This is a genomic window from Treponema sp. OMZ 798 (genome assembly GCF_024181385.1).
In the GTDB taxonomy this organism is placed as follows: Bacteria; Spirochaetota; Spirochaetia; order Treponematales; family Treponemataceae; genus Treponema_B.
Genome location: NZ_CP051305.1, coordinates 2,097,105 through 2,119,651, shown reverse-complemented (window position 1 = coordinate 2,119,651; position 22,547 = coordinate 2,097,105). Strand labels below are relative to the sequence as shown.

The 22,547-nt window shown below is 37.1% G+C and carries 22 protein-coding genes and 1 pseudogene; 9 read left to right on the top strand and 14 right to left on the bottom strand.

Going from position 1 to position 22,547, the window contains the following annotated elements; translation table 11 throughout:
- Positions 1–9 precede the first annotated feature (9 nt).
- Positions 10–5,340, bottom strand: a complete 5,331-nt coding sequence (locus E4O07_RS09850) for a diguanylate cyclase (protein WP_253685323.1) — start codon at positions 5,338–5,340, stop codon at positions 10–12.
- 119 nt (positions 5,341–5,459) lie between these two features.
- Here E4O07_RS09850 and recG point away from each other — a divergent pair, with 119 nt between their 5' ends.
- From recG to E4O07_RS09830, 4 genes are all read left to right on the top strand, one after another.
- Positions 5,460–7,517 carry an ATP-dependent DNA helicase RecG gene (gene recG, locus E4O07_RS09845; protein ID WP_253685321.1) on the top strand — a complete coding sequence of 686 codons (2,058 nt, stop codon included), beginning with the start codon at positions 5,460–5,462 and terminating at the stop codon, positions 7,515–7,517.
- Positions 7,518–7,588: 71 nt separating this feature from the next.
- Positions 7,589–7,867: a DUF7724 family protein gene (locus tag E4O07_RS09840; protein WP_253685319.1), complete on the top strand. Its 279-nt coding sequence runs from the start codon at positions 7,589–7,591 to the stop codon at positions 7,865–7,867.
- Entirely contained in the window at positions 7,860–8,081 is a 222-nt protein-coding gene (locus tag E4O07_RS09835; protein ID WP_253685317.1) for a DUF7723 family protein, read from the top strand. The genes E4O07_RS09840 and E4O07_RS09835 overlap by 8 nt, the downstream gene beginning before the upstream one ends.
- Position 8,082: 1 nt before the next feature.
- Positions 8,083–8,364 (top strand): DUF4160 domain-containing protein, encoded by a 282-nt coding sequence (locus E4O07_RS09830; RefSeq protein ID WP_253685315.1) that lies wholly within the window; start codon positions 8,083–8,085, stop codon positions 8,362–8,364.
- Positions 8,365–8,424: 60 nt separating this feature from the next.
- On the opposite strand, the gene E4O07_RS09825 is transcribed toward E4O07_RS09830, so the two are convergent.
- Genes E4O07_RS09825 through E4O07_RS09810 form a run of 4 tightly spaced genes read right to left on the bottom strand, consistent with a single transcriptional unit; the run spans position 8,425 to position 12,058 of the window.
- Positions 8,425–9,177 carry an RluA family pseudouridine synthase gene (locus E4O07_RS09825; RefSeq protein WP_253685313.1) on the bottom strand — a complete coding sequence of 251 codons (753 nt, stop codon included), beginning with the start codon at positions 9,175–9,177 and terminating at the stop codon, positions 8,425–8,427.
- A 53-nt stretch (positions 9,178–9,230) separates the two neighbouring features.
- Complete coding sequence (locus tag E4O07_RS09820; RefSeq protein ID WP_253685311.1) at positions 9,231–9,833, bottom strand: HutD family protein; 603 nt, start codon at positions 9,831–9,833, stop codon at positions 9,231–9,233.
- A gap of 3 nt (positions 9,834–9,836) precedes the next feature.
- On the bottom strand, positions 9,837–10,475 hold the full coding sequence (gene yihA / locus E4O07_RS09815) for a ribosome biogenesis GTP-binding protein YihA/YsxC (protein WP_253685309.1): 639 nt from the start codon (positions 10,473–10,475) through the stop codon (positions 9,837–9,839).
- Complete coding sequence (locus tag E4O07_RS09810; protein WP_253685307.1) at positions 10,472–12,058, bottom strand: glucose-6-phosphate isomerase; 1,587 nt, start codon at positions 12,056–12,058, stop codon at positions 10,472–10,474. The genes yihA and E4O07_RS09810 overlap by 4 nt, the downstream gene beginning before the upstream one ends.
- 100 nt (positions 12,059–12,158) lie before the next feature.
- On the opposite strand from E4O07_RS09810, the gene pgsA reads away from it, so the two are divergent.
- Together pgsA and E4O07_RS09800 are read left to right on the top strand one after the other, a co-directional pair.
- Positions 12,159–12,752, top strand: coding sequence for a CDP-diacylglycerol--glycerol-3-phosphate 3-phosphatidyltransferase (pgsA, locus tag E4O07_RS09805; RefSeq protein ID WP_253685305.1), 594 nt, complete (start codon positions 12,159–12,161; stop codon positions 12,750–12,752).
- On the top strand, positions 12,745–12,975 hold the full coding sequence (locus E4O07_RS09800; protein WP_253679766.1) for a YdbC family protein: 231 nt from the start codon (positions 12,745–12,747) through the stop codon (positions 12,973–12,975). The genes pgsA and E4O07_RS09800 overlap by 8 nt, the downstream gene beginning before the upstream one ends.
- Before the next feature lies 1 nt (position 12,976).
- On the opposite strand, the gene rnhA is transcribed toward E4O07_RS09800, so the two are convergent.
- The 3 genes and pseudogenes from rnhA to thiI form a co-directional block, all read right to left on the bottom strand.
- The gene (gene rnhA, locus E4O07_RS09795) at positions 12,977–13,453 is read right to left on the bottom strand and encodes a ribonuclease HI (protein ID WP_253688137.1); all 477 of its coding nucleotides are present in this window, start codon (positions 13,451–13,453) and stop codon (positions 12,977–12,979) included.
- A gap of 45 nt (positions 13,454–13,498) precedes the next feature.
- Positions 13,499–14,554, bottom strand: a pseudogene (locus E4O07_RS09790) (3-deoxy-7-phosphoheptulonate synthase); the annotation flags it as partial.
- A gap of 2 nt (positions 14,555–14,556) precedes the next feature.
- The gene (gene thiI, locus E4O07_RS09785; protein WP_253685303.1) at positions 14,557–15,717 is read right to left on the bottom strand and encodes a tRNA uracil 4-sulfurtransferase ThiI; all 1,161 of its coding nucleotides are present in this window, start codon (positions 15,715–15,717) and stop codon (positions 14,557–14,559) included.
- Positions 15,718–15,832: 115 nt separating this feature from the next.
- On the opposite strand from thiI, the gene E4O07_RS09780 reads away from it, so the two are divergent.
- The 3 genes from E4O07_RS09780 to E4O07_RS09770 all read left to right on the top strand — a co-directional run bounded on the left by E4O07_RS09780 (position 15,833) and on the right by E4O07_RS09770 (position 19,375).
- The gene (locus tag E4O07_RS09780) at positions 15,833–16,711 is read left to right on the top strand and encodes a hypothetical protein (RefSeq protein ID WP_253685301.1); all 879 of its coding nucleotides are present in this window, start codon (positions 15,833–15,835) and stop codon (positions 16,709–16,711) included.
- Positions 16,712–16,723: 12 nt separating this feature from the next.
- Entirely contained in the window at positions 16,724–18,328 is a 1,605-nt protein-coding gene (locus E4O07_RS09775) for a hypothetical protein (RefSeq protein ID WP_253685299.1), read from the top strand.
- Between the two features lie 177 nt (positions 18,329–18,505).
- Positions 18,506–19,375 (top strand): hypothetical protein, encoded by an 870-nt coding sequence (locus E4O07_RS09770; RefSeq protein ID WP_253685297.1) that lies wholly within the window; start codon positions 18,506–18,508, stop codon positions 19,373–19,375.
- 4 nt (positions 19,376–19,379) lie between these two features.
- Here E4O07_RS09770 and E4O07_RS09765 read toward each other — a convergent pair whose 3' ends face one another.
- From E4O07_RS09765 to E4O07_RS09740, 6 genes are all read right to left on the bottom strand, one after another.
- Positions 19,380–19,643, bottom strand: a complete 264-nt coding sequence (locus E4O07_RS09765) for a Txe/YoeB family addiction module toxin (RefSeq protein ID WP_253678134.1) — start codon at positions 19,641–19,643, stop codon at positions 19,380–19,382.
- Positions 19,644–19,645: 2 nt separating this feature from the next.
- Positions 19,646–19,903 (bottom strand): type II toxin-antitoxin system RelB/DinJ family antitoxin, encoded by a 258-nt coding sequence (locus tag E4O07_RS09760; RefSeq protein WP_253678135.1) that lies wholly within the window; start codon positions 19,901–19,903, stop codon positions 19,646–19,648.
- Between the two features lie 233 nt (positions 19,904–20,136).
- Positions 20,137–20,961, bottom strand: a complete 825-nt coding sequence (locus E4O07_RS09755) for a metal ABC transporter permease (RefSeq protein WP_253685295.1) — start codon at positions 20,959–20,961, stop codon at positions 20,137–20,139.
- A gap of 71 nt (positions 20,962–21,032) precedes the next feature.
- Positions 21,033–21,716: a metal ABC transporter ATP-binding protein gene (locus E4O07_RS09750; RefSeq protein WP_253685293.1), complete on the bottom strand. Its 684-nt coding sequence runs from the start codon at positions 21,714–21,716 to the stop codon at positions 21,033–21,035.
- A 64-nt stretch (positions 21,717–21,780) separates the two neighbouring features.
- A complete protein-coding gene (locus tag E4O07_RS09745) occupies positions 21,781–22,170 on the bottom strand; it encodes a HEPN domain-containing protein (RefSeq protein ID WP_253685291.1) in 390 nt (129 codons plus the stop codon).
- Positions 22,163–22,474 (bottom strand): nucleotidyltransferase family protein, encoded by a 312-nt coding sequence (locus E4O07_RS09740; protein WP_253678139.1) that lies wholly within the window; start codon positions 22,472–22,474, stop codon positions 22,163–22,165. Before E4O07_RS09740 ends, E4O07_RS09745 begins: the two co-directional genes overlap by 8 nt.
- Between the last annotated feature and the right edge of the window lie 73 nt (positions 22,475–22,547).

Sequence of the window (22,547 nt, the reverse complement as noted above, 5' to 3'; positions counted from 1 at the left end):
GATTCTCCCTTATATATTTGCAGATATTATGTCTGCTAAAAATTTAAAAAAAATAAATTTACTTAAGTTAAATTTGGCATGTTTTTCAGGTGCCGCCAAATAAATTATTCCTATGATATTTTCATTTTTTATTATGGGAGTAATCATTACAGAATTCCATTCCGGCATATTTGTTATGCTGTTTCTTTTTGTGATTGAGTCCCAATCTACTTGGTAAATACCTACACCGTCTTCAGCAACTGTGTGAACCAGTTGTTCATTTACCGGATAAGATTCAAATCCTATTTTTGCACTGATTTTAAAATTTAATTCATTGCATTTTTTATTTACTGATTTAAGAATGATTGCTCCGCTTTCGGCTTCAAAGAATTTTACTATCTTTGATATTAGAGTTTTTGATATGTCTTTTTTCTTAAGATTTGTTTTTAATATATCGCATAATTCTATTGTCGCGGATATATGTTCACTAAAATACGATTCATCAGCTATAATAACTGCGGATAGACTTGTTTTATCTCCCTTTTTATTAATTATAGACGGACTCCATACGGTGCTTTTATTTCTTCCTGTGTTCTTGGAGTTATATAAGGCTTGATCCGCATTTGTAAGTAGTTCTGAAGTAGTTTTTCCGTGTTCGGGAAATGTTGCGATTCCAAGACTTATTGTTATGGCTGTATCAAATTCTGTAAAAACCAAGTTTTCTATTTTTTTTCTAAAATATTCTGACGTTTTAAAGGCTTTTTGCGAATCTGTATCAGGCAATATGATGGTAAATTCTTCACCGCCGTATCTTCCCAGTATCTGCCCCTGGTTTAAGGAATCTAAAATAGTCTGAGTTACTTTTTTAAGAACTATATCGCCTACAAGATGTCCGTAGTTATCGTTTATATTTTTAAATTTATCCAAGTCATATAAAATAAGTGAAAATTTAGAATTTGAGTTATATAAATTTTTGATAATATTTTTGAAGAAAACTTCAAAATATTTTCTTGTATAGGCTCCGGTTAAGGTATCATAAGCTGCTGATTGCTGAAAATTTTTACTTTCGACCAGCATAGTTAAAAGATTGGAGTGTTTTTTACAAAAAGAGCTTCCTTCATGTGAAAAATTGTTTATGACATTTTCCGATATAAAAATCATAAAACCTAAAAGTTTATAATCGTTAGCTCCAAAATTCTTTTTATTAACGGGAATTATCATGCACGGTTTACGTAATACGGCTTCTATTTTAGTTGTGTTTTTATATCCGAATTTTGTTATAAAATCAAATATTTTCCTTAAATCGCCGTTTTCATCTTCGTTGTGTAATATAAACGACGGTTCACCCGATGTGCTTATTTCTAAAAAATCATATGATGTGGCAATTACATTTAAAGCTAAGAATTTCATTATTTCCGATACATTTTGTATGTAGTTATCAGTAAAATTATTGACAATTTCAACCGATGTAGTATGCTCATAGCCTTCATTTTTTAAAAAGGTTTGTATCAATTCATTTCTAAAGTTTTTATCTTTTTTTATGATATTTATATGTTTAAGGTTTAAGATTTCTTTCAGTTCTGCATTAGTAACCTTTCGGTTGTATTTTTTATCCTTTTGCGGAGTTTTCCCTTTTATAAAATCCGATACTATATCGAAGGCTCTGTTAAATTGCCAATTATTGAATAATTTGACCTTGTATTTTTCAGGAGTGTTTTTTATTATATTTGATATTTTATTTTGAGCTTCCAGATAATATACGATAGCTAAGCTTTGTATTCCGGCTGCATAATAGTAATCTCCTAATGCCATATTAAGAAATAATGTGATATTTATCAGCCGCTTAGGCTTCATAAGTTGAAGATTTTCTTGTAAGATATGTTCGGATTCCGTTTTATTTAAATAAGTTTTTAAATAGTGCATTCCTGACTGTTGAAAGTCATATAGATCGGGCATATCGAATTTTATTATCTGTACTATTAATGGAGCAAAATCGATGTCGGGCCGCTTTATAGTTGCTGTAATTACCGTATCAAAGAAATTTTTGGTAAGCTGTCTTCGATTTTTCATGCTGTATTTTTTTACATTTATATACACATTAAATATTTTTATTAAATTATTTATATCAGATTTTTTTCTTTGAATTATTCTTAATGCTTCCAACATAAAATATACCATAAATATCTTATGATCCGAAAGATATTTTTTTAGCTTTATGCTTTTTTTCAAATAGCTAATTGCCTTATTATTATATCCGAATTCTTGATACATTCTTGCCATGAGAGCGTAAAATATAAAATTATGCTGGTACAAGGTCTTTTTTTGGGTTTCCCGTGCTGTTTTTATATATTTTTTTCTGTATTCATAAAATTCTTTATATCTATTTAAGTTTTGGGTTATCTCCATAAGTGTTGTAATGCACGGAAGTTTCAACATCACCATATTATTAGCAAGTATTTTGTTTTCCGCTTCCTTTGCATATTCGTAAGCTTCATAGTTGTTTTGAATTTCACATAACATTCTTGCATAATTAATTATAGAAACGGTTTCAATAATCAAAAATCCTAACTTTTTGGCTAAATTTATGACATCCTTTGTATATGCAATTGTTTTTTCAACATTTGAATGTCTGTTCCAATGCATTACCGAGATATTATACATTGAAATAAGTTCTGTTTTTATATTATTGGATAAAGATGAAAGCTCCTTTGCTTTTTGAAAACATTTAAAAGATATTTTTTTCTCATTTTTTTTATCATAAAGATATCCTAAAAATATATAAGCTTCAATTCGATAAGTAACATATTCAGGATGATTTTTTGTCAGATTAAATATTTTATATGTAGATTCTTTAAAACCACGATTTTGCTGTTTTATATGATAGTATAAACATTTTGCATGCTGTAATCTTAGATTAACTATATCTTTAGATGTTTTTGTATATAATTCCACCAGTTTATCTACATAAAAAAGAATTTTTTCTTCATTTAAAGCTCCGTATTCGTGCCTGGCCATTAAATTGTAATAGCATGATAAAAGATCTGCATCTTTTATTTTAGGTAATATTTCCTCAAGGATTAAGATGATTTCCGCTTCTTTATTTCTTATAGCCATTTGATTATATAGCTCGAATATTTTTAACAGTATCTGAAATTTGGCCTTTATACTTTGACCGGATATTATTGAAGGAATTTTTTCATAAATCTTTATTACGGCATCCAGATTTTTTTCCTTCATATTTTTTTCCACTATATCCAGACAGCAGCTTAATGCGGCTTTTTTATTTCCCGATTCTTCCAGATGCCATATAAGTTCGTTTATATCGGTATTAGGTTCTTTTTGAAGAATTTGACTTATTTTTTTATGCTGTAACATTTTATTCTTAGGCGGAACCATTTGATACAAAATATTATGCATAATTTGGTTGGTAATGGCGTACTCTTGCTTGTCTCCTGTTTTTATAACTGTAATCAAACCTTTATTTATAATTTTTTTTATATTTTTATCTATTTGGTTCGGCGGTAGGGCTAAAATTTTATACAGATATTCTATTTTGAATTTATTTTGAAATAATGATACTTCAAGAAAGAATTTTTTTTCGCTTGCTGAAAGAATATTCAATTGATTTGTTAAAGTTTCTTCAATTGATTTTGGAATTTTATTTTGCAGTTCTTCGTTGTATATTTCGTCTTTGATGAGCCATATACCTGTAAGCTTTTCTCTGTATATTGTTCCTGTATTGACAAATTCTTTTATCATTTCAATAATAAAAGACGGACAGCCTGATGTATGTTTATATAGTATGGGTCCAAAACCTACAGGAGGATATTTTAAGAGCAGGATATTTTTTAACATCTCTATCGTTTCTTCTTTAGAAAAATAATTTAGTTCAAAGGTTTGGCATTTTTCATAATTGTTTAATATGTTTAAAAAAGATTCAAATTTAGGCGAAACAGGTGTAACTGCTTCGTCATAAGACAGAATAACTCCTAATCTTTCAAGCTCTGTAATTTCCGTAGCTAAATATAAAATCGTATCCAATATAAAGTCGTTTGCGAATTCTACATCATCTATAATTAGAAATACAGGGAGTTGTCCGATTGTTTTAAAAAATAAGTTTTTTGCTTCATTAAAAGCTTTAAACTTCATGTGTTCATATTCTTTTTCCGTATTGACGGCAAGCTTATGATCCCGGATGAGTTTTATATTTTTTATAATACGTTCTCTTTCATCCATATCCTCGAGTGAATATGAATTTAAAAATATTTTTCCTAAAAAGTCATCCCAAAATTGATCCGGGCTTGAATTTCTGAAATTATAATTAGCATATATATTTGTTCCTTCCAAGGCTAAACGGTATTCGGCTTCTTTTAAAAACCTTGTTTTACCTGTTCCCTGGTTACCCTTGATAAGGAACACCTGCTTTTTTGCTTTTCTTGACTGTATCTCCGTTCTTGCCTGCGATACCGTATTTATTTCTTTTTGTTTTCCTACCAGTTTAGGGCGAAAAGTTATGCTGTTAAGAGGCGGAATAATATCTGCAAGGTAGTTTCTATTAAGTGTTTTATTTATATCCTGAATAATGCTATGTATTTTAATTTTCTGATTTTTATTTTTATGTTGAATATGTTTTTTTGCTATTTCATATAATGCTGTAAAAATATCTTCATCTTTTTTATTTAAGTTTTTATTTTTATAAACCGTTTTTAGTTTAGCAAGTGCCGATGAAACGCTTTTTTTAACTTCTTGTCCTGCAAGGAGTGTAACTATAAAAGAAAGAACGGTATCTATGTTTTCATTAGTTCCTGTATGGTCTTCAGCCTCTTTAAACCGCACCGATGCGGAGTTTTCAAGTTTTGCCGATACGATATCCTTTATTCGGACTCTAAAACCGTCTTTCTCTTCGACTATCATTACATTATCGTGAGCGAATACTTCATACTCAAATCCCATATTACTCGCATGTACAAGACTCTGGCAAACCGATACGGCTATTTTGAGGACATCTTCCATTGAACATTCTTGTATAAATTCCAAAACCGGCATTGCATTTTCAAGATGTTCGGTGGTAAAAATATATAAAATTTCATCGGGGCTTGAATGGGGCAAAGAGGGATAGGACAGGTATAAACTGGAAAATCCGTAGTTTTTAAGATAAAAATGGTTATCGATAGTGCTTATGGTAATAAAATTATCTTTAAAAAAATCAAGTTCTTCTTTTTTTAGTTCTAGGGACGATACAATTTTTAAGTTAATTTTTATGCTTTCCGACCATAAATCTGCGGCCAGAAATTCCTGCACATAAGGCATCGAGTTGCTTATCTTGTTAATAATCTTGTATCGACTATTTATGATTTCCATAGGCTAAACCCGGTCTGTGATTTAGCAAAAATGTAATCACAGCAACCTAATAAGACTATCACATTTTATCAAAAAAGTCTAGTACTTATAATTTTTAAAAACTTATGCTACAATAAATTATGCTTATTTCTGAAATACAGGGCCCTCTTACAAATATTGCCGGAGTAGGTGCAGCCGCGGTCTCACAGTTAAAAAGGCTTGGTGTAGAAAATACCGGAGACCTTTTAAGGCTTTTTCCGCGGGATTGGGAAGACCGCTCAAAGATAAACGTTTTTTTGGATTGGAACAGGTTTCAAAAAATTCATGTAGAAGTTACCGTTGCAGGCCATGAATGGTTCGGCTTCGGCAAGATGAAAACCTTAAAACTTATTGTATCCGACAAAAACGGAATGACGGCCTCTCTTATCTGTTTTAACCGCCCCTTTTTAGAAAAAAGCTTTCCCATAGGAGCAAGGGCCTTTGTGTACGGCTCTTTTTACCGCAAATACGGGGAACTTCAGTCCTCTGCATTCGAGCTTGAAAAACCTGAAAATATGCAGGCAAGGATTCTTCCGGTTTATTCCCTTACTTCGGGTCTGGGACAGGCAAAACTGAGGAAAATAATTGCTTCCGCCCTAAAAATGTACGGACAGGGCATCGATTCCGAGCTTCCCGATTCCGTTTTAAAAAAATACGGTCTTCCGCCTAAGCAGGAAGTGCTTTTTATGCTCCATGCGCCGAAATCCATGGCTGAGGTAGAAAAAGGCCGCTATGCCCTCATCTTTGAAGAGTTCTTTTTGTTTCAATATGCCATAGGGATGAGGTCGATTGAGAGGCGGGGAAGGCTTCCCAACCTTGAAGATGAAAGAAATATCGGCAAAACTGTCAAAAAAGAGCCTCTTTTAACGCCGCTTCAAAAAGCCCTCTTGGAAAGGCTTAATTTTAAGCTTACCCAAGATCAGCTTTCGGTCTGTGCCGAGATAAACGAGGATCTGGACGGCCCCAACACAATGGCCCGTCTTATGCAGGGAGATGTCGGCTCGGGGAAGACTCTTGCCGCCTTTTTAGGCTGTTTAAAGGTAATAGAGCAGGGCGGTCAGGCGGCCTTTTTAGCCCCCACAGAGCTTTTAGCCCGCCAACATGCCGAAAATGCAGCCCGCCTCTTGGAGCCCCTCGGTGTACGGCTTGCCTTTTTAACCGGGAATACCAAGGCTAAGGGAAGGAGCCGTCTTTTACAAGAATTGCAAAAGGGAAACATCGATTTGATAATCGGTACCCACTCTCTTTTTTCGGCAGGGGTGCAGTATAAAAATTTACGCCTAGCCGTAATAGACGAACAGCACCGCTTCGGAGTTCTCCAGCGCTCGGCCATAATCCAAAAGGGAGCCGAAAGCAATGAAGAAAAACGGAATCCCCACCTTCTTATGATGAGTGCAACTCCCATTCCCCGAACCCTCGCCCTTTCTATCTTCGGCGACTTGGATATTTCGACCATAAAAACCATGCCGCCCGGAAGGAAGCCGATTATCACCTATGTTGCTGCGGAGGAGAAAGCCGAAAGGGTTTATAACTTTATCGGGCAGGAGATTTTACAAGGCAGGCAGGCTTATTTTGTATATCCTTTAATAGAAGAAAATGAAGACCTTTCCCTAAAATCGGCAGAGAGGATGTTTGAAGAATTAAGGGCAGGTTTTCCCAATCATAGGTTGGCCTTAATTCACTCCAAGGTTCCGGAAGAAGATCAAAAAAGAATTATGGAGGAATTCGGGTCGGGGAAGCTCAATATTTTGGTTGCGACTTCTGTTGTCGAGGTCGGTGTGGACGTTCCCAATGCGACCTGCATGGTGATAGAACACGCCGACAGGTTCGGCCTTTCCGCACTGCATCAGCTCCGCGGAAGGGTCGGGCGCGGAGATCTCCAAGCCTATTGTTTTTTGATTTACGGGAAAAAAATTACCGAGGCCGGAAGAGCCCGCCTTACTATAATGAAGGAAACAAATGACGGCTTTATAATCTCCGAGGAAGACCTAAGGCTCCGCGGCCCCGGAGATATAGGCGGAATTGAGCAGTCGGGTTATCACCTCGGCTTTACGATTGCAGACCCGGCCCGTGACTTTAAAATTTTGCAGGAAGCCCGCTCCGCCGCCTTTGAGCTCCTCGAGCAAACTAAATTTAATAAACCTTTTGATAAGTGTTAGAACTACTGTAATTTTAAATATTTATTGTTCTGCAAGTAGTTTGTTTTATATTTTTATGCTATAATTTAAATATGAGCGTATTTGATACAGCTTATTTAAGCAATGACGGTTCATACACATTATTCTCTTTTAATAATACTCGATTAAAATTTGCAGCTCCGTATTCACTGGAAAAATACGAAAAAATTCTCTATTGGGACAGCGGCTATCTTGAGGTGTTGGCTAAATATAGTCATAATTCTGAACCGGAAGAAGAATATATTGATTTAATTCCAATATTAAAAAATTTATATATTGATGTAGAAGAATTTTTATCTTCAATTAGAAAAGTGGAGGTGCGTTATGCCTGATTTATATAAAATTGCTCATGAGGCAGATGTTATTGATAACGGTTTTGCATTTAAGAAAATCCCTGATGGAATAAGAGTTTTTAATCTAAACAATGGTTACGGTGCTGCAGTTTTTAAGCCTGATGGGACTTTGATAGAAACAAATATGGATGATATAGAAATAGCTGTTTCGAAAAAATATTTACAAAGTTGTTTAAAATACATGGAAGATTAATATGCCGAAATATTTTTCATTTAAGGTTGCTGGGTATTATTTATATTTCACATCAAAATGTATTATTGAGGCGTTTCATGTACACGCGAGTGATTCTAAATTAACGGAAGAAAGTTCTGCTAAATTTTTTGTAAAAGATAATGGTGATACAGTAATTCAAAATAGAGGTATTCTGACTGATAAAGAGTTAAGGAAAATACAAGAGTTTATCAAAGAAAAATATATTCAGATGTATGAAAAATGGTGTGAGTACAGTTATGAAAGCTTTTATGTTGGAAAATAAGTTCTAACACTCACCTTCAAATCTGACGCAGCAGTCAAGCCGCTTTTGCAAAGCCTCTTTTTACAATTTTGAAAGCTGATTGATAAGACTCGCCATGTCCTTAGGATAATCTGCTCTTATTTCTATTTTTTCCCTGCTTATGGGATGAAAGAATTTTAGCGAGTGAGCATGGAGGGCTAATCGCGAGATTATGGGACGCTCTTCATATTTATCGCCCCTCCAATTCTTTTTTAAGGCTGATATGTAGACTGGCTCTCCGTTTCCGTAAAGACTATCGCATAGGATGGGAAGTCCCAGATGTTTTAGGTGGGCTCTTATCTGATGAGTTCGGCCGGTTATGGGACGGGCTTCCAAGAGGGAAAAGCGGCCTAATTTTTTTAAAAGAGAGAATTCGGTTAAGGAATCTTTTCCTTTTTTTTCGTCTATGAGGGTGCGGTGCATCTTATCGCCGTCTATTTTTAATCTTGCTTCGCTTTTAAAATTTTCTTCTCGAGGGCAGCCGGCCGATACGGCATGATAGATTTTTTCTATTTTGCGGTTTTGAAAATCGTCGTTTAAGATTTTATGGGCTTCAGCATTTAGGGCATAGATGATGAGGCCGGAAGTGTCCTTGTCAAGCCGATGAACGGGATAAATTTTCGAGTTACAAATTTTTGAGCCTTGTTCTTTTTTTAAAAGAGCTTCTTCAAGTATCTTATCGAGGCGGGGAGCTTCGCTGTCCCAGCGGTCGGCTGTTACAAGGAGACCGGCACTCTTATTTACTATTATGAGGTCTTTATCTTCATAGACTATTTCGTAAAGCTTTTTTTTCATTATAATTCTAAGTTTGTGATTTTAAGTTTATGATTTTTTTATTTTGTTTCATGTTAAGAAAGTACAGGAATCTTTCCGTAAAACAAACTTATAGTGTTATCGGCTGAAAGCAAAACTTCTTCTTTTGTATCGCCGTCCGGTTCAAAAATAATCAGGTCCAATTTATCGAGATTGAACTCTTTTTTTTCTCCGGCTGTTTCGGAGGTAAGCAGGGTTTTAGCATTGTACGAAAAAATCCATCCTATTTCTCCCTTCGATACCGAAAACTTTAAAACAGAATTTTTATTTAAGGCAAAATTTTTCACTTCCGTCTCTACGCCTTCTTTTACCATTAGGTTAAAATCCCTAACCCTTCCCATGCTGACCGTTTTTGCGCCTCCGTCAAAGGCGTAGACCTCGTAGGGCTTGAGCTTGGTGAAGTTTTTTTCGTCATGGCTTATTTTTAAGTCCCCGTTTAAGGGAGAAATAAAACGGAAAAACCCGGCAAGCGGAGTGAAGTCAGACCTATCCAAATCGACTGTAGCGGAGCTTAGGCGGAACAAAAAATTTCTTTTTTGATACTCAGCTTCACGCGGATAAATAAAAAGTTCCGTCGTAGTGCCTCCGCTCCAGTTTGAAGTTTTAAAATCTTTTTCGCCGTAATGTGTAATTTTCATAATTTAAATCCTTTTTGAGATTAAAGACAAAATCTCGTCCCTTCCCGTTTTTTTTGCAGCAGAGCTTATGATGATGAGCTCTTCGTCAAAGTTAAAGAAGGCGGTCCAAGCATTTTTCGCCTTTATCTGATCGTTTTTACCTATCTTATCGGCCTTGGTTCCGACGATTACAACCTCAATATCCAGTTTATGGAAAAAATTGATGCTTTCTTTTTCGGTTTCTGTAGGTTCCCGCCTCATATCCATCAAAAAAAAGATGGTTTTTAAAAGGGGGCGGTTTGTACAATACTCGTAGAGCATCTTGTCGATTTGCAAGGTCATTCCACCTGAAAGTTTTGCATAGCCGTAGCCCGGAAGGTCTGTAAGTACAAACATGTCCTTAGGGGCCGGCCCTGAAAACTTCTTGGTCTTGGGGTTAAAATTTAAAGAAGCCGGGCGGTTCACCAAAAAGAAGTTTACCTCCCTCGTCATTCCCGGGCGGGAACCTGTCTTGACCAAGTTTTTTCTGTTGACAAGCATGTTTATCAAGCTCGACTTCCCTGCATTGGAGCGGCCGAAAAAGGCAAATTCGGAAACTCCTGTTTCGGGAAACTGCTCTGCCTTGACGGCTCCCTTTATAAATTCCGCATTTATAATCTTCATAGAAGTTCCGAAAAAGCCTTGAGGGCCGGGGGCATATCCTTTGAAAGCACCTTTTTTGCAAGAGTTTTGCCGAGCTGAACTCCCTCTTGGTCGAAGCTGTTGAGATTCCAGATAAAGCCTTGGAACATCACCTTGTTTTCGTAATGGGCAAGAAGGGCACCGAGGTTTTCGGGGTTTAGCTCTTCTCCGTAGATTAAACTTGCGGGGCGGTTGCCTGCAAAGTCCTTGTTTTTGTTTTCATCGGTTTTACCTGCGGCAAAGGCCATGATTTGGGCTGCCAAATTTGCATTGAGCTTTTGCATATTGGTAGAGCCCTCGCTTTCGACATCGAGGCCGATTTGGCTTTTTTTAAAGCCGATAAACTGCAAGGGGATTATATCGCTTCCCTGATGAAGGAGCTGATAAAAAGAATGTTGTCCGTTTGTGCCCGGTTCTCCGAAAATTACGGGGCCCGTTTTATAGGAAATTTTTTCGCCGAAGCGGTTTACGGTTTTTCCGTTCGATTCCATGTCCAGCTGCTGGAGGTGGGCAGGGAAGCGGGAAAGGGCCTGACTATAGGGCAGGATTGCCGTTGCCGAATAAGATAATACGTTTCTTTCGTAAACACCGAGGAGGGCATCCAAGAGGCTTGCATTTTCTTTTATGTTCTTATTTAAAGAAAGCTTATCTCCTGCTGCGGCCCCTTTTAAAAAGGCGTCCACAGTTTCCATTCCGAAGGCGAGGGCGAGCACTGCCGCTCCGCAAACCGAGGTGGAAGAATATCTTCCGCCTATAAAATCATCCATATAAAAGGAAGTAAGATAATCGGGGTTATTTGCAAGCGGGCTTGTTTCGCTTGTAACGGCAAGCATCTGCTTTTTGCTGTCAAGTCCGTTTTTTTCGAGAACGGATTTGACAAACCTTTCGTTTGCAAGCGTTTCCTGAGTTGTGCCGCTTTTTGAAACGAGGATAAAAAGGGAGCTTGCAAGATCGATGGAATTTAACACCTCGGCCGCATCATCGGGATCCACATTGGAAATAAAATGAGCCCTCATCTTATGTTTGCCGTTTGTCTTTGCCCAATTTTTTAAGGCTATGTACATGGCTCTCGGCCCCAGGTCGGAGCCTCCTATGCCGATTTGGACTACATCGGTAAAGGTATTACCTGTGGAAGTTTTAATCTTGCCCGAATGAACTGCTTCGGAAAATTCTTTTATTTTTGCGAGCTCTTTGAGGTAAAAGCTCCTCATGTTTACGCCCTTATAAACCACATCGTTTTTTAATTGGCCGCGGGTAAGCTGATGGAGCACCATGCGGTTTTCTCCTGTGTTTATAAAATCCCCGTTGAGCAATAGCTCATACTTTTCGATTAGGTTTTGTTCATCCGATAGAGCCTGCAAGGCTTTAAGGATTTCTTCATTTACGGGCTTAGCCGCATAATTGTATTTAAGGCTTCCGCCCATTTTAACCTGATAAGAAGCAACTCTTTCGCATGAATTTTCTTTATTGAAAATATCTGCTAAGTTTAAGTTTTTAGCCTGTTCTTTATGAACTTCCTGCAATTTTGTAAAAGATTTACAAGTATTTAAATTTTTCCATTCCATAAATTCTATTCTAACCTTTTTTTCTAAAAAAAACAACTCGTTGGTAAAAGCGTACTTTTGCCTATTGACAAAAATGAATTAAAGCTACATCATATAAGATATGAAGTTATCTAACGTTTTTACATCATCGCGTCTGGTGCTGGCTCCTCTTATTTATGTTTTGTATTTTTTGCCTGAGTGGCTTCCTTTTATAAATCCTAAAATTACCATTCTTATTATTATTCCGATTTTTATTTTTATGGAATTTACCGATTTTTTGGACGGCTACTATGCAAGGCGGAATAATCAGGTCGATGAGTTCGGAAAAATATTCGACCCCTTCGCCGATGTCGTTGCAAATGTAACGGTTTTATTTTGTTTTTTGATGGACGGCCTTTTATTTGCTCCCTTCTTTTTAATTATAGTTTACCGCGAATTTGGAATCATGTTTTTGAGGATGAAGGCCCGCGGAGAAGGTATGACAATAGGGGCAAAGATGGGCGGAAAGACAAAAACCGTGCTTTATATTGTTGCGGCAAGCGTTTCAATGTTTTTAAAGCTTGAGCAGATTTATGTATTTTTACCGCCGGCTCTTACCCGTTACGTTACCTATTTTAACTGGCTTCTTTATTTTGCAGCCGTTATCTTGTCGCTTACATCATTTGCAGATTATCTTACTTCATATTTAAACACAAGGAGGGAAAATGATGAATAATCAGGACGAATTCAAATTTGAAATTACAAAGAATTACGGTACTATCTCGGAAGGAAAGGGCGGTTGGAACACCGAACTTAACGAGGTTTCATGGAACGGGAGAGATCCGAAATTCGATATAAGGTCTTGGTCCCCCGATCACCAAAAAATGGGGAAGGGGATAACTCTTACAAGGGATGAGCTTATAGCTTTAAAAAAGCTTTTGGACGAGGCCGGGATATAGCCTACCCCTCTTTTTTACAAGCCTCGACAGCCAGGCGGTCGCAGGCCTCGTTTAGAGGATTGCCCACGTGGCCTCTTACCCAAACCCATTCCGGTTTAATCGATAATGAAAGGGTGTCCAGCTCCTGCCAAAGGTCTTGGTTTTTTACAGGCTGCTTGAAGGCCGTCTTCCAATTATTTTTTTTCCAGTTGAAAATCCACGAGCTTATGCCCAGCTGTACGTATTGGGAATCGGTGTGGACTGAGATACTTTCATAGTCTGCAATTTTGCCGGATTGAGCGCTCAAATCTTCTTCTTGTATTTTTTGCAGAGCTCTTATGACAGCCATAAGTTCCATGCGGTTATTGGTGGTCAGCTTTTCGCCTCCGCTTGCCCTAAAAATTTCTTCCTTTGAATCCTTATTTATGATTATATAGGCCCAGCCTCCGGGGCCGGGATTTTTGGAGCAGGCTCCGTCGGTGTATATTTCAATATTCATTTTTGCTTCCTTATTGTCTTTAATATAATTTTCGCCTGTGAAACACTTCCGATATTTTTGATGGATTCTAAGTATTTCTTCTTGAGTTTCTTCCCAGCCGAGGCAGGGGTCGGTTATGGATTTTCCGTATTCGCTTCCTTCCCTTGCTTTTTCGATAGAGGTTTTGCCCTCTTGGATAAAGCTTTCAATCATGCAGCCTCTTATATAGCCGAGCGGTTCGTATTTATCGAAGCGGAGTTTTAAGCTTTCTTCAAGAATACCTATCTGTTTTTTAGGATCTTTCCCCGAATTCCCGTGGGAACAATCTATTACTATGCTCGGTTCCAATTCTTTTTCTTTCATAAGAGAGGCCGCTTTTTCAACTTCTTCCCTATTATAATTAGGTTTTAAAATGCCGCCCCTTAAAACCAAATGCGTATCGCTATTTCCTGTAGTGTGGATTATTGCGGAAAGTCCGTTTCGGGCAATGCCTACAAAGGCATGGGGCAGGCGAGAAACAGTCACTCCGTTTACTGCTGCCGTTACGTCCCCATAAGTCGTATTTTTAAAGCCCACAGGCATCGAAAGCCCCGAGGCGATTTCCCTGTGGATCTGACTTTCGGCCGAGCGTGCCCCTATCGATGCCCAGCTTACAAGGTCGGCAATGTATTGGGGAATCATCGGGTCTACCATTTCGGAGGCTGCAGGAATTCCGATTTCGGCAAGTTTAATCAAAAATTTTCTCGACTTTTGAATGCCTCCTTCGATATTGATAAAGCCGTCAAGTTCCGGCTCTACAATGAGGCCCCTCCAGCCTAAAACCGTTCTTGGTTTTTCAAAGTAGGTGCGCATTATAATATAGAAAGAATCTGCACATTTCTTTTTTAGCTCTAAGAGGCGCATCGCATAATCTTCTGCGGCTCTTGTGTCGTGGATGGAACAGGGGCCGACTATGAGTAAAAAGCGTTTATCCTTTCCGCTTATTATATCGCTGATAGTTTTTCGGGCCTCGGCTATAAAAGAATAAAGTTTATCGGAAGCCGGTATTTTTTCTACCATTTCTGCCGGAGAACTTATGCAGTGAATCCTCTCGATACGGAGGTCAACAAGGTCTTTTATCATATTTAAAAACTCATCTTTTTTACTTCTCTTTGAGCATAGGCCTCTTCCAAAAGGCCGTCTATTTCCATTCTTTCAAAAATTTCGGCTGCATCTTTTAGGTTTGAGTGTAAAATCGGGTGCTTGGGCGAGAACATTACGCAGCAATCTTCGTATGGTAAGATTGAAGTTTCATAGGTTCCGATTTCCTTGGCCTGTATCGTAATTTCTTCTTTATCGAGGCCTATGAGGGGCCTGAAAACCGGAAATTCCGCATAGGAATTGGTTACGGTTAAGTTTTCGACAGTTTGGCTTGCAACCTGAGCAAGGCTTTCCCCCGTAATAAGGCATTTGGCATTTATGCCTTTAGCCGTCATATTTGCTATCTTCATCATGCAGATTCTCATCATCAAGGTGAGATAGGCCTCTGGGCTTTTTTCCCTAATTTGCTGCTGAACCTTTGTGAAGGGAATTATGTTTAAGTATCCGCCGAGGCCGTAGCCTGCTAAGATTTCTGCGAGCTTTTCAACCTTAGCTTGAGCTTCAGGAGAAGTATAAGGATGGGAGTGAAAGTAAAGATAATCTAGTTTCATTCCGCGGGTAAGCATCTTAAAGCCTGCAACGGGGGAGTCGATTCCTCCCGAAAGGAGTAAAAGGCCTCTTCCCGAACAGCCGCAGGGAAGACCCCTCCGCCCCTTGTGCTCAAGGCCGTAGATAAAGGCTTTTTCTCTTACCTCGATTGTGATTACAATGTCGGGCTTATGAACATCGGTTTTTAAGATTCCTTGCATGTGGATTACACCTCCCACCTCCCTCGAAATTTCATAAGAGGTGAGGGGGAAGGTTTTTTCTCCTCGGCGGGATTCTATTTTAAAGGTTTTTGCCCCGGTATCCCTTGCCCTTATAGCTTCGGCCTTGGCTGTTTCGGTAATGGCTTCAATAGTTTTTTCGGCAGGGATAGCCTCGGCCCAGCCCGTAATGCCTATGAGCTTATTTAAGGCTTCTTCTGTTTTTTCTTTAAATTCGGGCTTTACGCTTACATACATTCTTCCGGCCCGCACGCGTATATTGGGCTTCGCTCCGTATAAATAGCTGCGTAAATTCTGCGAAAGCCGCATTTCAAAATCTTTTAAATTCCCTTTTTTTAGGTTAATTTCGCCTATTTTTGCGAGATAGAAAAGTTCCATATTCTTATATTCTAGCTTAAAAATGCAAAAAAGTCCATCAGGGGAAAATTTTATGGTTAATGCCTGTATTGACGATTCAATAAAAATGATGTATCATTTAAGGATTGAGGTGTTTATGAAATCAATGAGAAAATTTATTTTTTTAATTATGTTCTTGTGTGTAAGTTTTTCGGCCTTCGCTTTTGAAGAAGGTTTTACCCTGGGGCTTAAAGCAAATTTTTCCGGTTCTTATACGGATCCTCATATAAATGAAGCTGACATGAAATATCTTGGAGCCGGTTTTATGAAGGGAATGGTCGGCTTTGTTATGAGCGGGGATGCTGAGCTTACTTATATTTTTGATTCTAAAAAATACTTTAAATATACAAGCAATAATATTTTTGGAGGTCTTGGTTTAGCCTTTAATCTAGGCATAGGACAGGGATTTTCGGGACAGATTTCGGGACAGTATAATGCTTTAGTTAATAAAAATATAGAAGTCTACTGCCGCGTTTATATGACTCCTGTTTTGAATTTCGGTACCAGTCTTAAAACAATGCTTTTAAAAAACAGGTTTGTTTTAGGGTTTGGTTTTGAAGGAAAAATGCTTATGGACCCCCAGCCTACTTACGAGCTTTATACAAACCTCTCGGATGATGAAGCAAAGCTTTTGTATAATAACGGCAATGGTCCGGATTTTTTTCCTGAAACGGGAACATTATTGATTCCTGAATCCATGATGAAAAAAATGAATCCTTTAGGTCTTGTTTTAAAAACATCTATGGAGTATATCCAACCTGTTATTTCTACAATGAGATTAACGTTAGGAAGTTATTTATCATATACTATTTATAAACCCGGCTATGTTGCATTACCGAAAAAAATAGCAAAGGCAGCAATTGAAAGCGGAAATGATAATGGTATAGATATAAATTTTGAAAGAGACAGTATAAAGTCTTTTTTTATGAATAATTTGGATTTTGGGGTAAGCTTAGGTCTTTTATTTAAGGTTTAAGGAGGTGCCATAATGAAAAAAAGAGTTTTTTCTTTTATTTTTTTGTTCTTTATTTTGATTTTAAATTTTGGTTGTAGGCCGGCATTAGGCGGTGCTTGGTATAATACTTCACATCATATTTATGAAAACAGTTCGAATAACAATAGTAATAACAATGAAGAGGAAGAGGAAATTCCTGAAGACGACAATCAGGGAGAGGCATTTATTGAGGTAGAACCTTTTTCTTATTTTGGTGAAAACTATTTATATCCTGCAAATAATTTTGATGATTGGGTACTATATATGACAGGAATAACTAGTACAAATTTAGCTTCATATAAATTTGATACAGTTACGCCTTGGCATGACAATGGGAATGGCGAGTTTTTTTATCAAGGACAGCCGGGTGCCGGTAATGAAATAGGAAATGGACAACAAAATTATACAATTGATCTGAAATATTATAAATACAAAAATAGAAAAGATAGATGGTTTGACACAAACGGGTTTGCTCCTTCGCTTGATGCAGAAGAGGCTGAAAAGCAAAAACGCTTCTATTTTTATAGATTTAAGGGTACTACAGTAGGAAATAGTGGTAGTATTGATAATGCGACATTTTGTGTAGACACATATTCAAAATTCTTATTTTTTTACAGTGAGCCGGCTCAAAAAAAGGTTGTATTTGGAAATACAATTCCTTCGGATTGGAGAGATTATGAGTCTCCGACAGTAGGACTTCATTCCCACTGTGAAAAGAAATTTTATGAGTATGATCCTGTCGGATTTGTTCGGGAGGATGGCTCAGTTGTCATATACAATTGGTTTAAGGCAAAGATTGTTGCTAGTGATTACAGCCCTTCTATGAATGAAAAATTCAAGTTTGTTGCAAAGGCCGGTGAAAAGGGCAGGCCCGGGCACTCTCCATATAAGTATGAAAAATTAAAAATTTACAATTCCGAAGATGATTCAGGCAATACAATGCCGGTCCTGTGGATGCGGGCAAAAAGTTTAAAAAACAGTTCTATAGCGGGATTAAAATGGACAACTTATCTTTTAAAATGGGTTTCAGCGCCTACGGATCCGCTTTTTTCTTACTCTTTAAAAGGTTCCCTATCATATACCGAGAATGAAAATCAGGTAAAAAACACTATCGAATTTGTTGAAAGAAACAACGGCGAAATTTCCGGCTCTGCAGATGATTTTCAGGCCATAAAAACGGGAAGCGAATTATTTTTTGATTACTCAAAGTTTTTTCAACAGGAAATACCTGCCGAAAGTAAGGATCAAGCCGTTTCACTTGATATGCAGATTGTGAAGTCAAACAGAAAAGGAACAGCGGGACTTGAAAATTCTCTTTCCGAACCGTTTTACCTTTACAAATTTGAAAATCCTATTGTTTTAACATATGACAAGGACAGTAAAACATGGAAGTGCGCAGGGGTTACAGAGAAAGAAGTCATACCTGAAGGTACAAATCAGCCCTGTATAAAAATTTCGTATCCTGCTTTTGAATTAAAACGAGGACAGATGAAGGACTTTACCATAACTATATTAAGTGCACCTAAAGACTCTGACTCCGGCTGGACTATGAGTTCAGAGGGAGAAATTGAGGTAACTTATACTATAGGGTTTAATTAAGGTATGGGATGTTTTGATGATGGAGGTATGCTTAAGATTTTTATGTATAACAACTGTTTTATCTTACGAAAATATATAAAATGCTTGATGTATGATCTTGAGAATATATCCAAACGAAAAATAAGCATTACTTCTCCTAAAAATTTTAACGATCTGCTAGATTAATATTTTTGTCAAATGAAATTAAAACTTTTTATCCGTGCTTTCATCTTTGCTGTATTCTTGTCAGGAATTTTGTTTGCTCAAACAGGAGGAGGTATAAATCGAGATCCCGATAACCCTGACTGTATCTACAAAAAAGCACTGTTGGGCGATTGTCTTATCCATATGTCGAAGATTACCTGTCCTTCAAAGGGGTCTGCCCCTGTAGTTGAAATTCTCTTCAAGTCTGATTTTAAATGGACGGCTTGTGAACCGCATAATGGCTGGGGTAAGGAAGGAAAAACATATAAATACCATGAGCACGAGGTTCCTGGTTCCCGCATATTTTTTAATATAACAAACAAGATAAACGATGTTACCTATTACAGGATAGAAGGCTTCCATCCCTTTGATCTTCCTATATATGATGCGCCTCGCGAAGCAAAAATGCTTCAAAGGTTTATCTTTTTTAAATTTACTGCCTATGCAGCAAAAGACATGATTTTTGAAAATGCTCTCAATAACCTAATTTTTGCACTTGATACTCACACTAAACTCCTTTACTCCTATGGCATGCCGAGTGATTATAAAAAAATAATAGGGAACAATTATATTCCGCAAAAATGGCTGCCTTATGAAACCCATCCGAATACGGCAGAATCAAATTTAAGATTTTACGAATATGACCCAATCGGCTTTGTCTCTCTCGAAAAAACTCATGTCTTTTGGGGTGTAAATACCAATGTTCACTTATACGATTGGTGGATTGAATCTGTAGGGGCCGGCTCCACGATGAGTACAGTAAAAGAAAAACGCTTTATGCCCCGCCTTTCCGAGGCGGCCCTAGAAGACTGGACTATCCGCGATGCTTCTAAGCCTGTGCGTTCCCCTTATCGAAAATTTTAAAATATCATTTATCGTTATAATGATTTTTGCACTGAATAATCTTTATCATTCCATCTTCAATTTTATAAACAAGACGGTGTTTTTCATCTATTGAACGAGACCAATAATCGCTAAGATTTCCTTTTAAGGGTTCCGGATGACCTATACCGTCGTGACCGTTTCGTTCAATATCTGCAATTAGTTTATTGATTTTCTTAAGAGTCTTTTTATCCTGCATTATCCAATAGGTGTAGTCTGCCCATGCATCATCAGAAAAATCTTTGTGCAATTCTATACCTCAACCAGCTCTCTTATTGAGTGTTGTCCATTTTCCATTTGAGTTTTGGAATTTTCCAAAGCTCTTATGTTTTTTTCTGAATAAAAAGAACTATCTTGAACAATTTCAAATGGAATTTTACGTTGTATTAAGGTTTGTTTTAAAAATATACGTATTGCAGTAGTCGTATCCATTCCTATGGATTCAAAAAAAGCATCTGCATCTTTCTTTAGAGCCGTGTCTAAACGCGTCTGTAAAACTGCTGTTTTCATATTTACTCCCATAAAAATTTTTTGCAGGAAGCTTCAGCTTCCGAAAAAAGTTTTTTCACGCAGTTTGTTTACAAACTGCATACAATATGCGATGTTTTGTACCTGTGGGTACAAAACTCGGCAGATAAACAGTGAGGCCGGATTTCTGCCGAACTGTTTATCATACCTCCTTATTACAAATATAACATAAAAGCTATGAAAAAACAATACTTTTGTATTCTTTTACTACATGCTTATAAAGTATTAACCACGTCCGGTTTTCTAATATGTTTTAAAAAGAAATTTATCCCTATCGTTATGATTAAGACAATGACCGAAACCAGGGCCGTAAAGCCGCCGGGGGCGATGTTCAGGTGATAGGACAAAACCAAGCCGAGCATGATATCGGCTACGCTTATAAAAATAGAAAAAATCAAGGTCTTTTTAAAGCTCGTTTTTAGTTGAAGAGCTGTCGCAACCGGGAGGGCTATCATCGAACTTAATACCAGCATGCCTACAATTTTTAATGAAACGGCTATAGTTGCCGCAGTAAGAGCTGAAAATAAGTAATTGATGAGCCGTACCTTAACGCCCATTATTTTTGCAATATCTTCATCGAGGGCTATGTATACCATCTTGTGATACATAAGGCCGAGGGTAATCAGGGATAGGATGCTTAAAGCTATGACCGTAATTAAATCGGAGGATGAAACAGTTAGGACGCTTCCGAATAAGTAGGTTTCGGCATTTGCCCTTACGGCTCCTGAACTTATGAGGGTAATGGCGATTCCTACACTCAAAGACAAAACTATCGAAAGGATTAAATCTTGATATTCTTTAAAAGCATTTCTGAGGGCTTCTATTAGAGCCCCGGCAGCTGTCGTAAAAATAAAGGCTCCAAGGATTGGGTTTATTCCTGAGGCAAGGGCGAGGGTAACGCCTGCAAGAGAGCTGTGAGAAAGGGTATCTCCTATGAGGGAGTACCTTCTGAGTACCAAAAATAGACCGATTGCAGGACACAAAATTCCTATAAAAAAAGAAACAATAAAAGCATTTTGCATAAAACCATATTGAAGCATCTTCTTATTCTCCTATTAAACAGCGAGGCAGAATTCCTGCCGAACTGTTTATCGAAATTCCTAATTTTATCCTATCGGTTCACCCTGGGTTTGAATTGAACAAAGCTAGGGTCAAAGAATTCGGAGCTGTACTGTTTGGGACTGCACAAGTGTCCTTCTCCATTTTTTATATGAAATATTTTGGTAGAATTAAAAATCGCAGCATCCAAGTTATGGTCAACCGAAATGACAGTAAGCCCCTTTTGAGTGTTTAAATCTTTTACAAAAGAATAGATTTCTTTTTGCCCCTGAACATCGATTCCGGTGGAAGGCTCATCCAAGATTAAAAGATCGGGATCCCCGATAAGGGCTCGTGCTATGTAGAGTTTTTGAAGCTGCCCGCCTGAAAGTTCTCCGACAAGGCCGGTTTTGTATTCGCTTAAATTCACTCTTTCCAGGGCTTTTAGAACGCAGTCCTTTTCCCTTATCTTTAATATTTTTCTATAAGAATTTAAAAGCTCAAAAAGAGTAATCGGGAAGTCGCTTAAATTTTCTTTTTTTTGCGGAAGGTAGCCTATTCTTTTTGCATTGATAATAATTTCACCGCTTTGTATTTTAAGCAGTTTTAAGATAAGTTTTAGAAGCGTACTTTTACCGCAGCCGTTTTCTCCCACAATCGAAATATAATCGCCCTGCTTAACTTCTAAATTTATATTTTTTAAAACTTCTTTTTTTGAGTTCGGATATTTAAACTTTAGAGAATTTATTTTTACCATAGGAAGAGCATTTTACTTCTTTTTTTTAAAGATTGCAAGACTGTGATTGTTAAGATTGTTTATCTTAGATGGTTTCAATAACAACTTCTGCCCACTTCTTCAATCTTTCGGTTGAATCTATGGCATATTTTGTATCATTATCATCTACATAAACCTCTTGCGGATATCGGCTTCTTACACCGTAGGGATTGAGAATTGCACATATTTTCAAAATTTCAATCGGTGCATCAATCCTTTTTTTTACTAATCTTGCCAGGACAAGTAAATCATGTGTTTTTTGAATTTCTTCATTTAGGCTTATAAGCAAACCTTTTAAAAATTTTTCTGAAGCTTGCTGACAATGATAACAGATAATGGTTAAAGGTTTCGGATGCATATTTTCATATAAATGTCTTGCACAATCAAAATCCATATTAGCAAAGTCAAACCATTCTTTAACTGCCTCATCATTCATATATTACAACTCCGTCCCGTGCAACTACTCTTTCAAGTGTAGGCTGTTTACTTCTTTTTTCGAACACAGCAGCAGTATTAACAACAATATCAACAGGTTTTACATCCATATCTATTAAAGATAAATAGGCTTTTTGCGCCGAATGCAATACATTCTTTGTATCATCGGGCATTATAAGATAAAAATCATAATCACTGTCTTCAGTAAATGAGTCTTTAGCATATGATCCGAATAATATTATTTTTTGAGGTTTAACCGCTTCTAAAAATCTATCCCGAATTTCAAAGATTTCCTTATTTATCATAATTTTTCCCCGCTGAGATAATTTTAACATGATATTATAAAATTTTCAATTCATTATTTTGAAATTTATTTCC

What these genes read in the sequence shown, in the direction of transcription:
- E4O07_RS09800 (WP_253679766.1), top strand. Translation starts at nt 12,745, where the DNA reads ATGAATAATCAGGACGAATTCAAATTTGAAATTACAAAGAATTACGGT.
- E4O07_RS09760 (WP_253678135.1), bottom strand. Translation starts at nt 19,903, where the DNA reads ATGAAAACAGCAGTTTTACAGACGCGTTTAGACACGGCTCTAAAGAAA.
- E4O07_RS09750 (WP_253685293.1), bottom strand. Translation starts at nt 21,716, where the DNA reads ATGGTAAAAATAAATTCTCTAAAGTTTAAATATCCGAACTCAAAAAAA.
- E4O07_RS09775 (WP_253685299.1), top strand. Translation starts at nt 16,724, where the DNA reads ATGAAAAAAAGAGTTTTTTCTTTTATTTTTTTGTTCTTTATTTTGATT.
- E4O07_RS09820 (WP_253685311.1), bottom strand. Translation starts at nt 9,833, where the DNA reads ATGAAAATTACACATTACGGCGAAAAAGATTTTAAAACTTCAAACTGG.
- recG (WP_253685321.1), top strand. Translation starts at nt 5,460, where the DNA reads ATGCTTATTTCTGAAATACAGGGCCCTCTTACAAATATTGCCGGAGTA.
- E4O07_RS09740 (WP_253678139.1), bottom strand. Translation starts at nt 22,474, where the DNA reads ATGATAAATAAGGAAATCTTTGAAATTCGGGATAGATTTTTAGAAGCG.
- E4O07_RS09830 (WP_253685315.1), top strand. Translation starts at nt 8,083, where the DNA reads ATGCCGAAATATTTTTCATTTAAGGTTGCTGGGTATTATTTATATTTC.
- thiI (WP_253685303.1), bottom strand. Translation starts at nt 15,717, where the DNA reads ATGGAACTTTTCTATCTCGCAAAAATAGGCGAAATTAACCTAAAAAAA.
- pgsA (WP_253685305.1), top strand. Translation starts at nt 12,159, where the DNA reads ATGAAGTTATCTAACGTTTTTACATCATCGCGTCTGGTGCTGGCTCCT.
- E4O07_RS09810 (WP_253685307.1), bottom strand. Translation starts at nt 12,058, where the DNA reads ATGGAATGGAAAAATTTAAATACTTGTAAATCTTTTACAAAATTGCAG.
- E4O07_RS09780 (WP_253685301.1), top strand. Translation starts at nt 15,833, where the DNA reads ATGAAATCAATGAGAAAATTTATTTTTTTAATTATGTTCTTGTGTGTA.
- E4O07_RS09770 (WP_253685297.1), top strand. Translation starts at nt 18,506, where the DNA reads ATGAAATTAAAACTTTTTATCCGTGCTTTCATCTTTGCTGTATTCTTG.
- E4O07_RS09825 (WP_253685313.1), bottom strand. Translation starts at nt 9,177, where the DNA reads ATGAAAAAAAAGCTTTACGAAATAGTCTATGAAGATAAAGACCTCATA.
- E4O07_RS09850 (WP_253685323.1), bottom strand. Translation starts at nt 5,340, where the DNA reads ATGGAAATCATAAATAGTCGATACAAGATTATTAACAAGATAAGCAAC.
- rnhA (WP_253688137.1), bottom strand. Translation starts at nt 13,453, where the DNA reads ATGAATATTGAAATATACACCGACGGAGCCTGCTCCAAAAATCCCGGC.
- yihA (WP_253685309.1), bottom strand. Translation starts at nt 10,475, where the DNA reads ATGAAGATTATAAATGCGGAATTTATAAAGGGAGCCGTCAAGGCAGAG.
- E4O07_RS09840 (WP_253685319.1), top strand. Translation starts at nt 7,589, where the DNA reads ATGAGCGTATTTGATACAGCTTATTTAAGCAATGACGGTTCATACACA.
- E4O07_RS09755 (WP_253685295.1), bottom strand. Translation starts at nt 20,961, where the DNA reads ATGCTTCAATATGGTTTTATGCAAAATGCTTTTATTGTTTCTTTTTTT.
- E4O07_RS09745 (WP_253685291.1), bottom strand. Translation starts at nt 22,170, where the DNA reads ATGAATGATGAGGCAGTTAAAGAATGGTTTGACTTTGCTAATATGGAT.
- E4O07_RS09835 (WP_253685317.1), top strand. Translation starts at nt 7,860, where the DNA reads ATGCCTGATTTATATAAAATTGCTCATGAGGCAGATGTTATTGATAAC.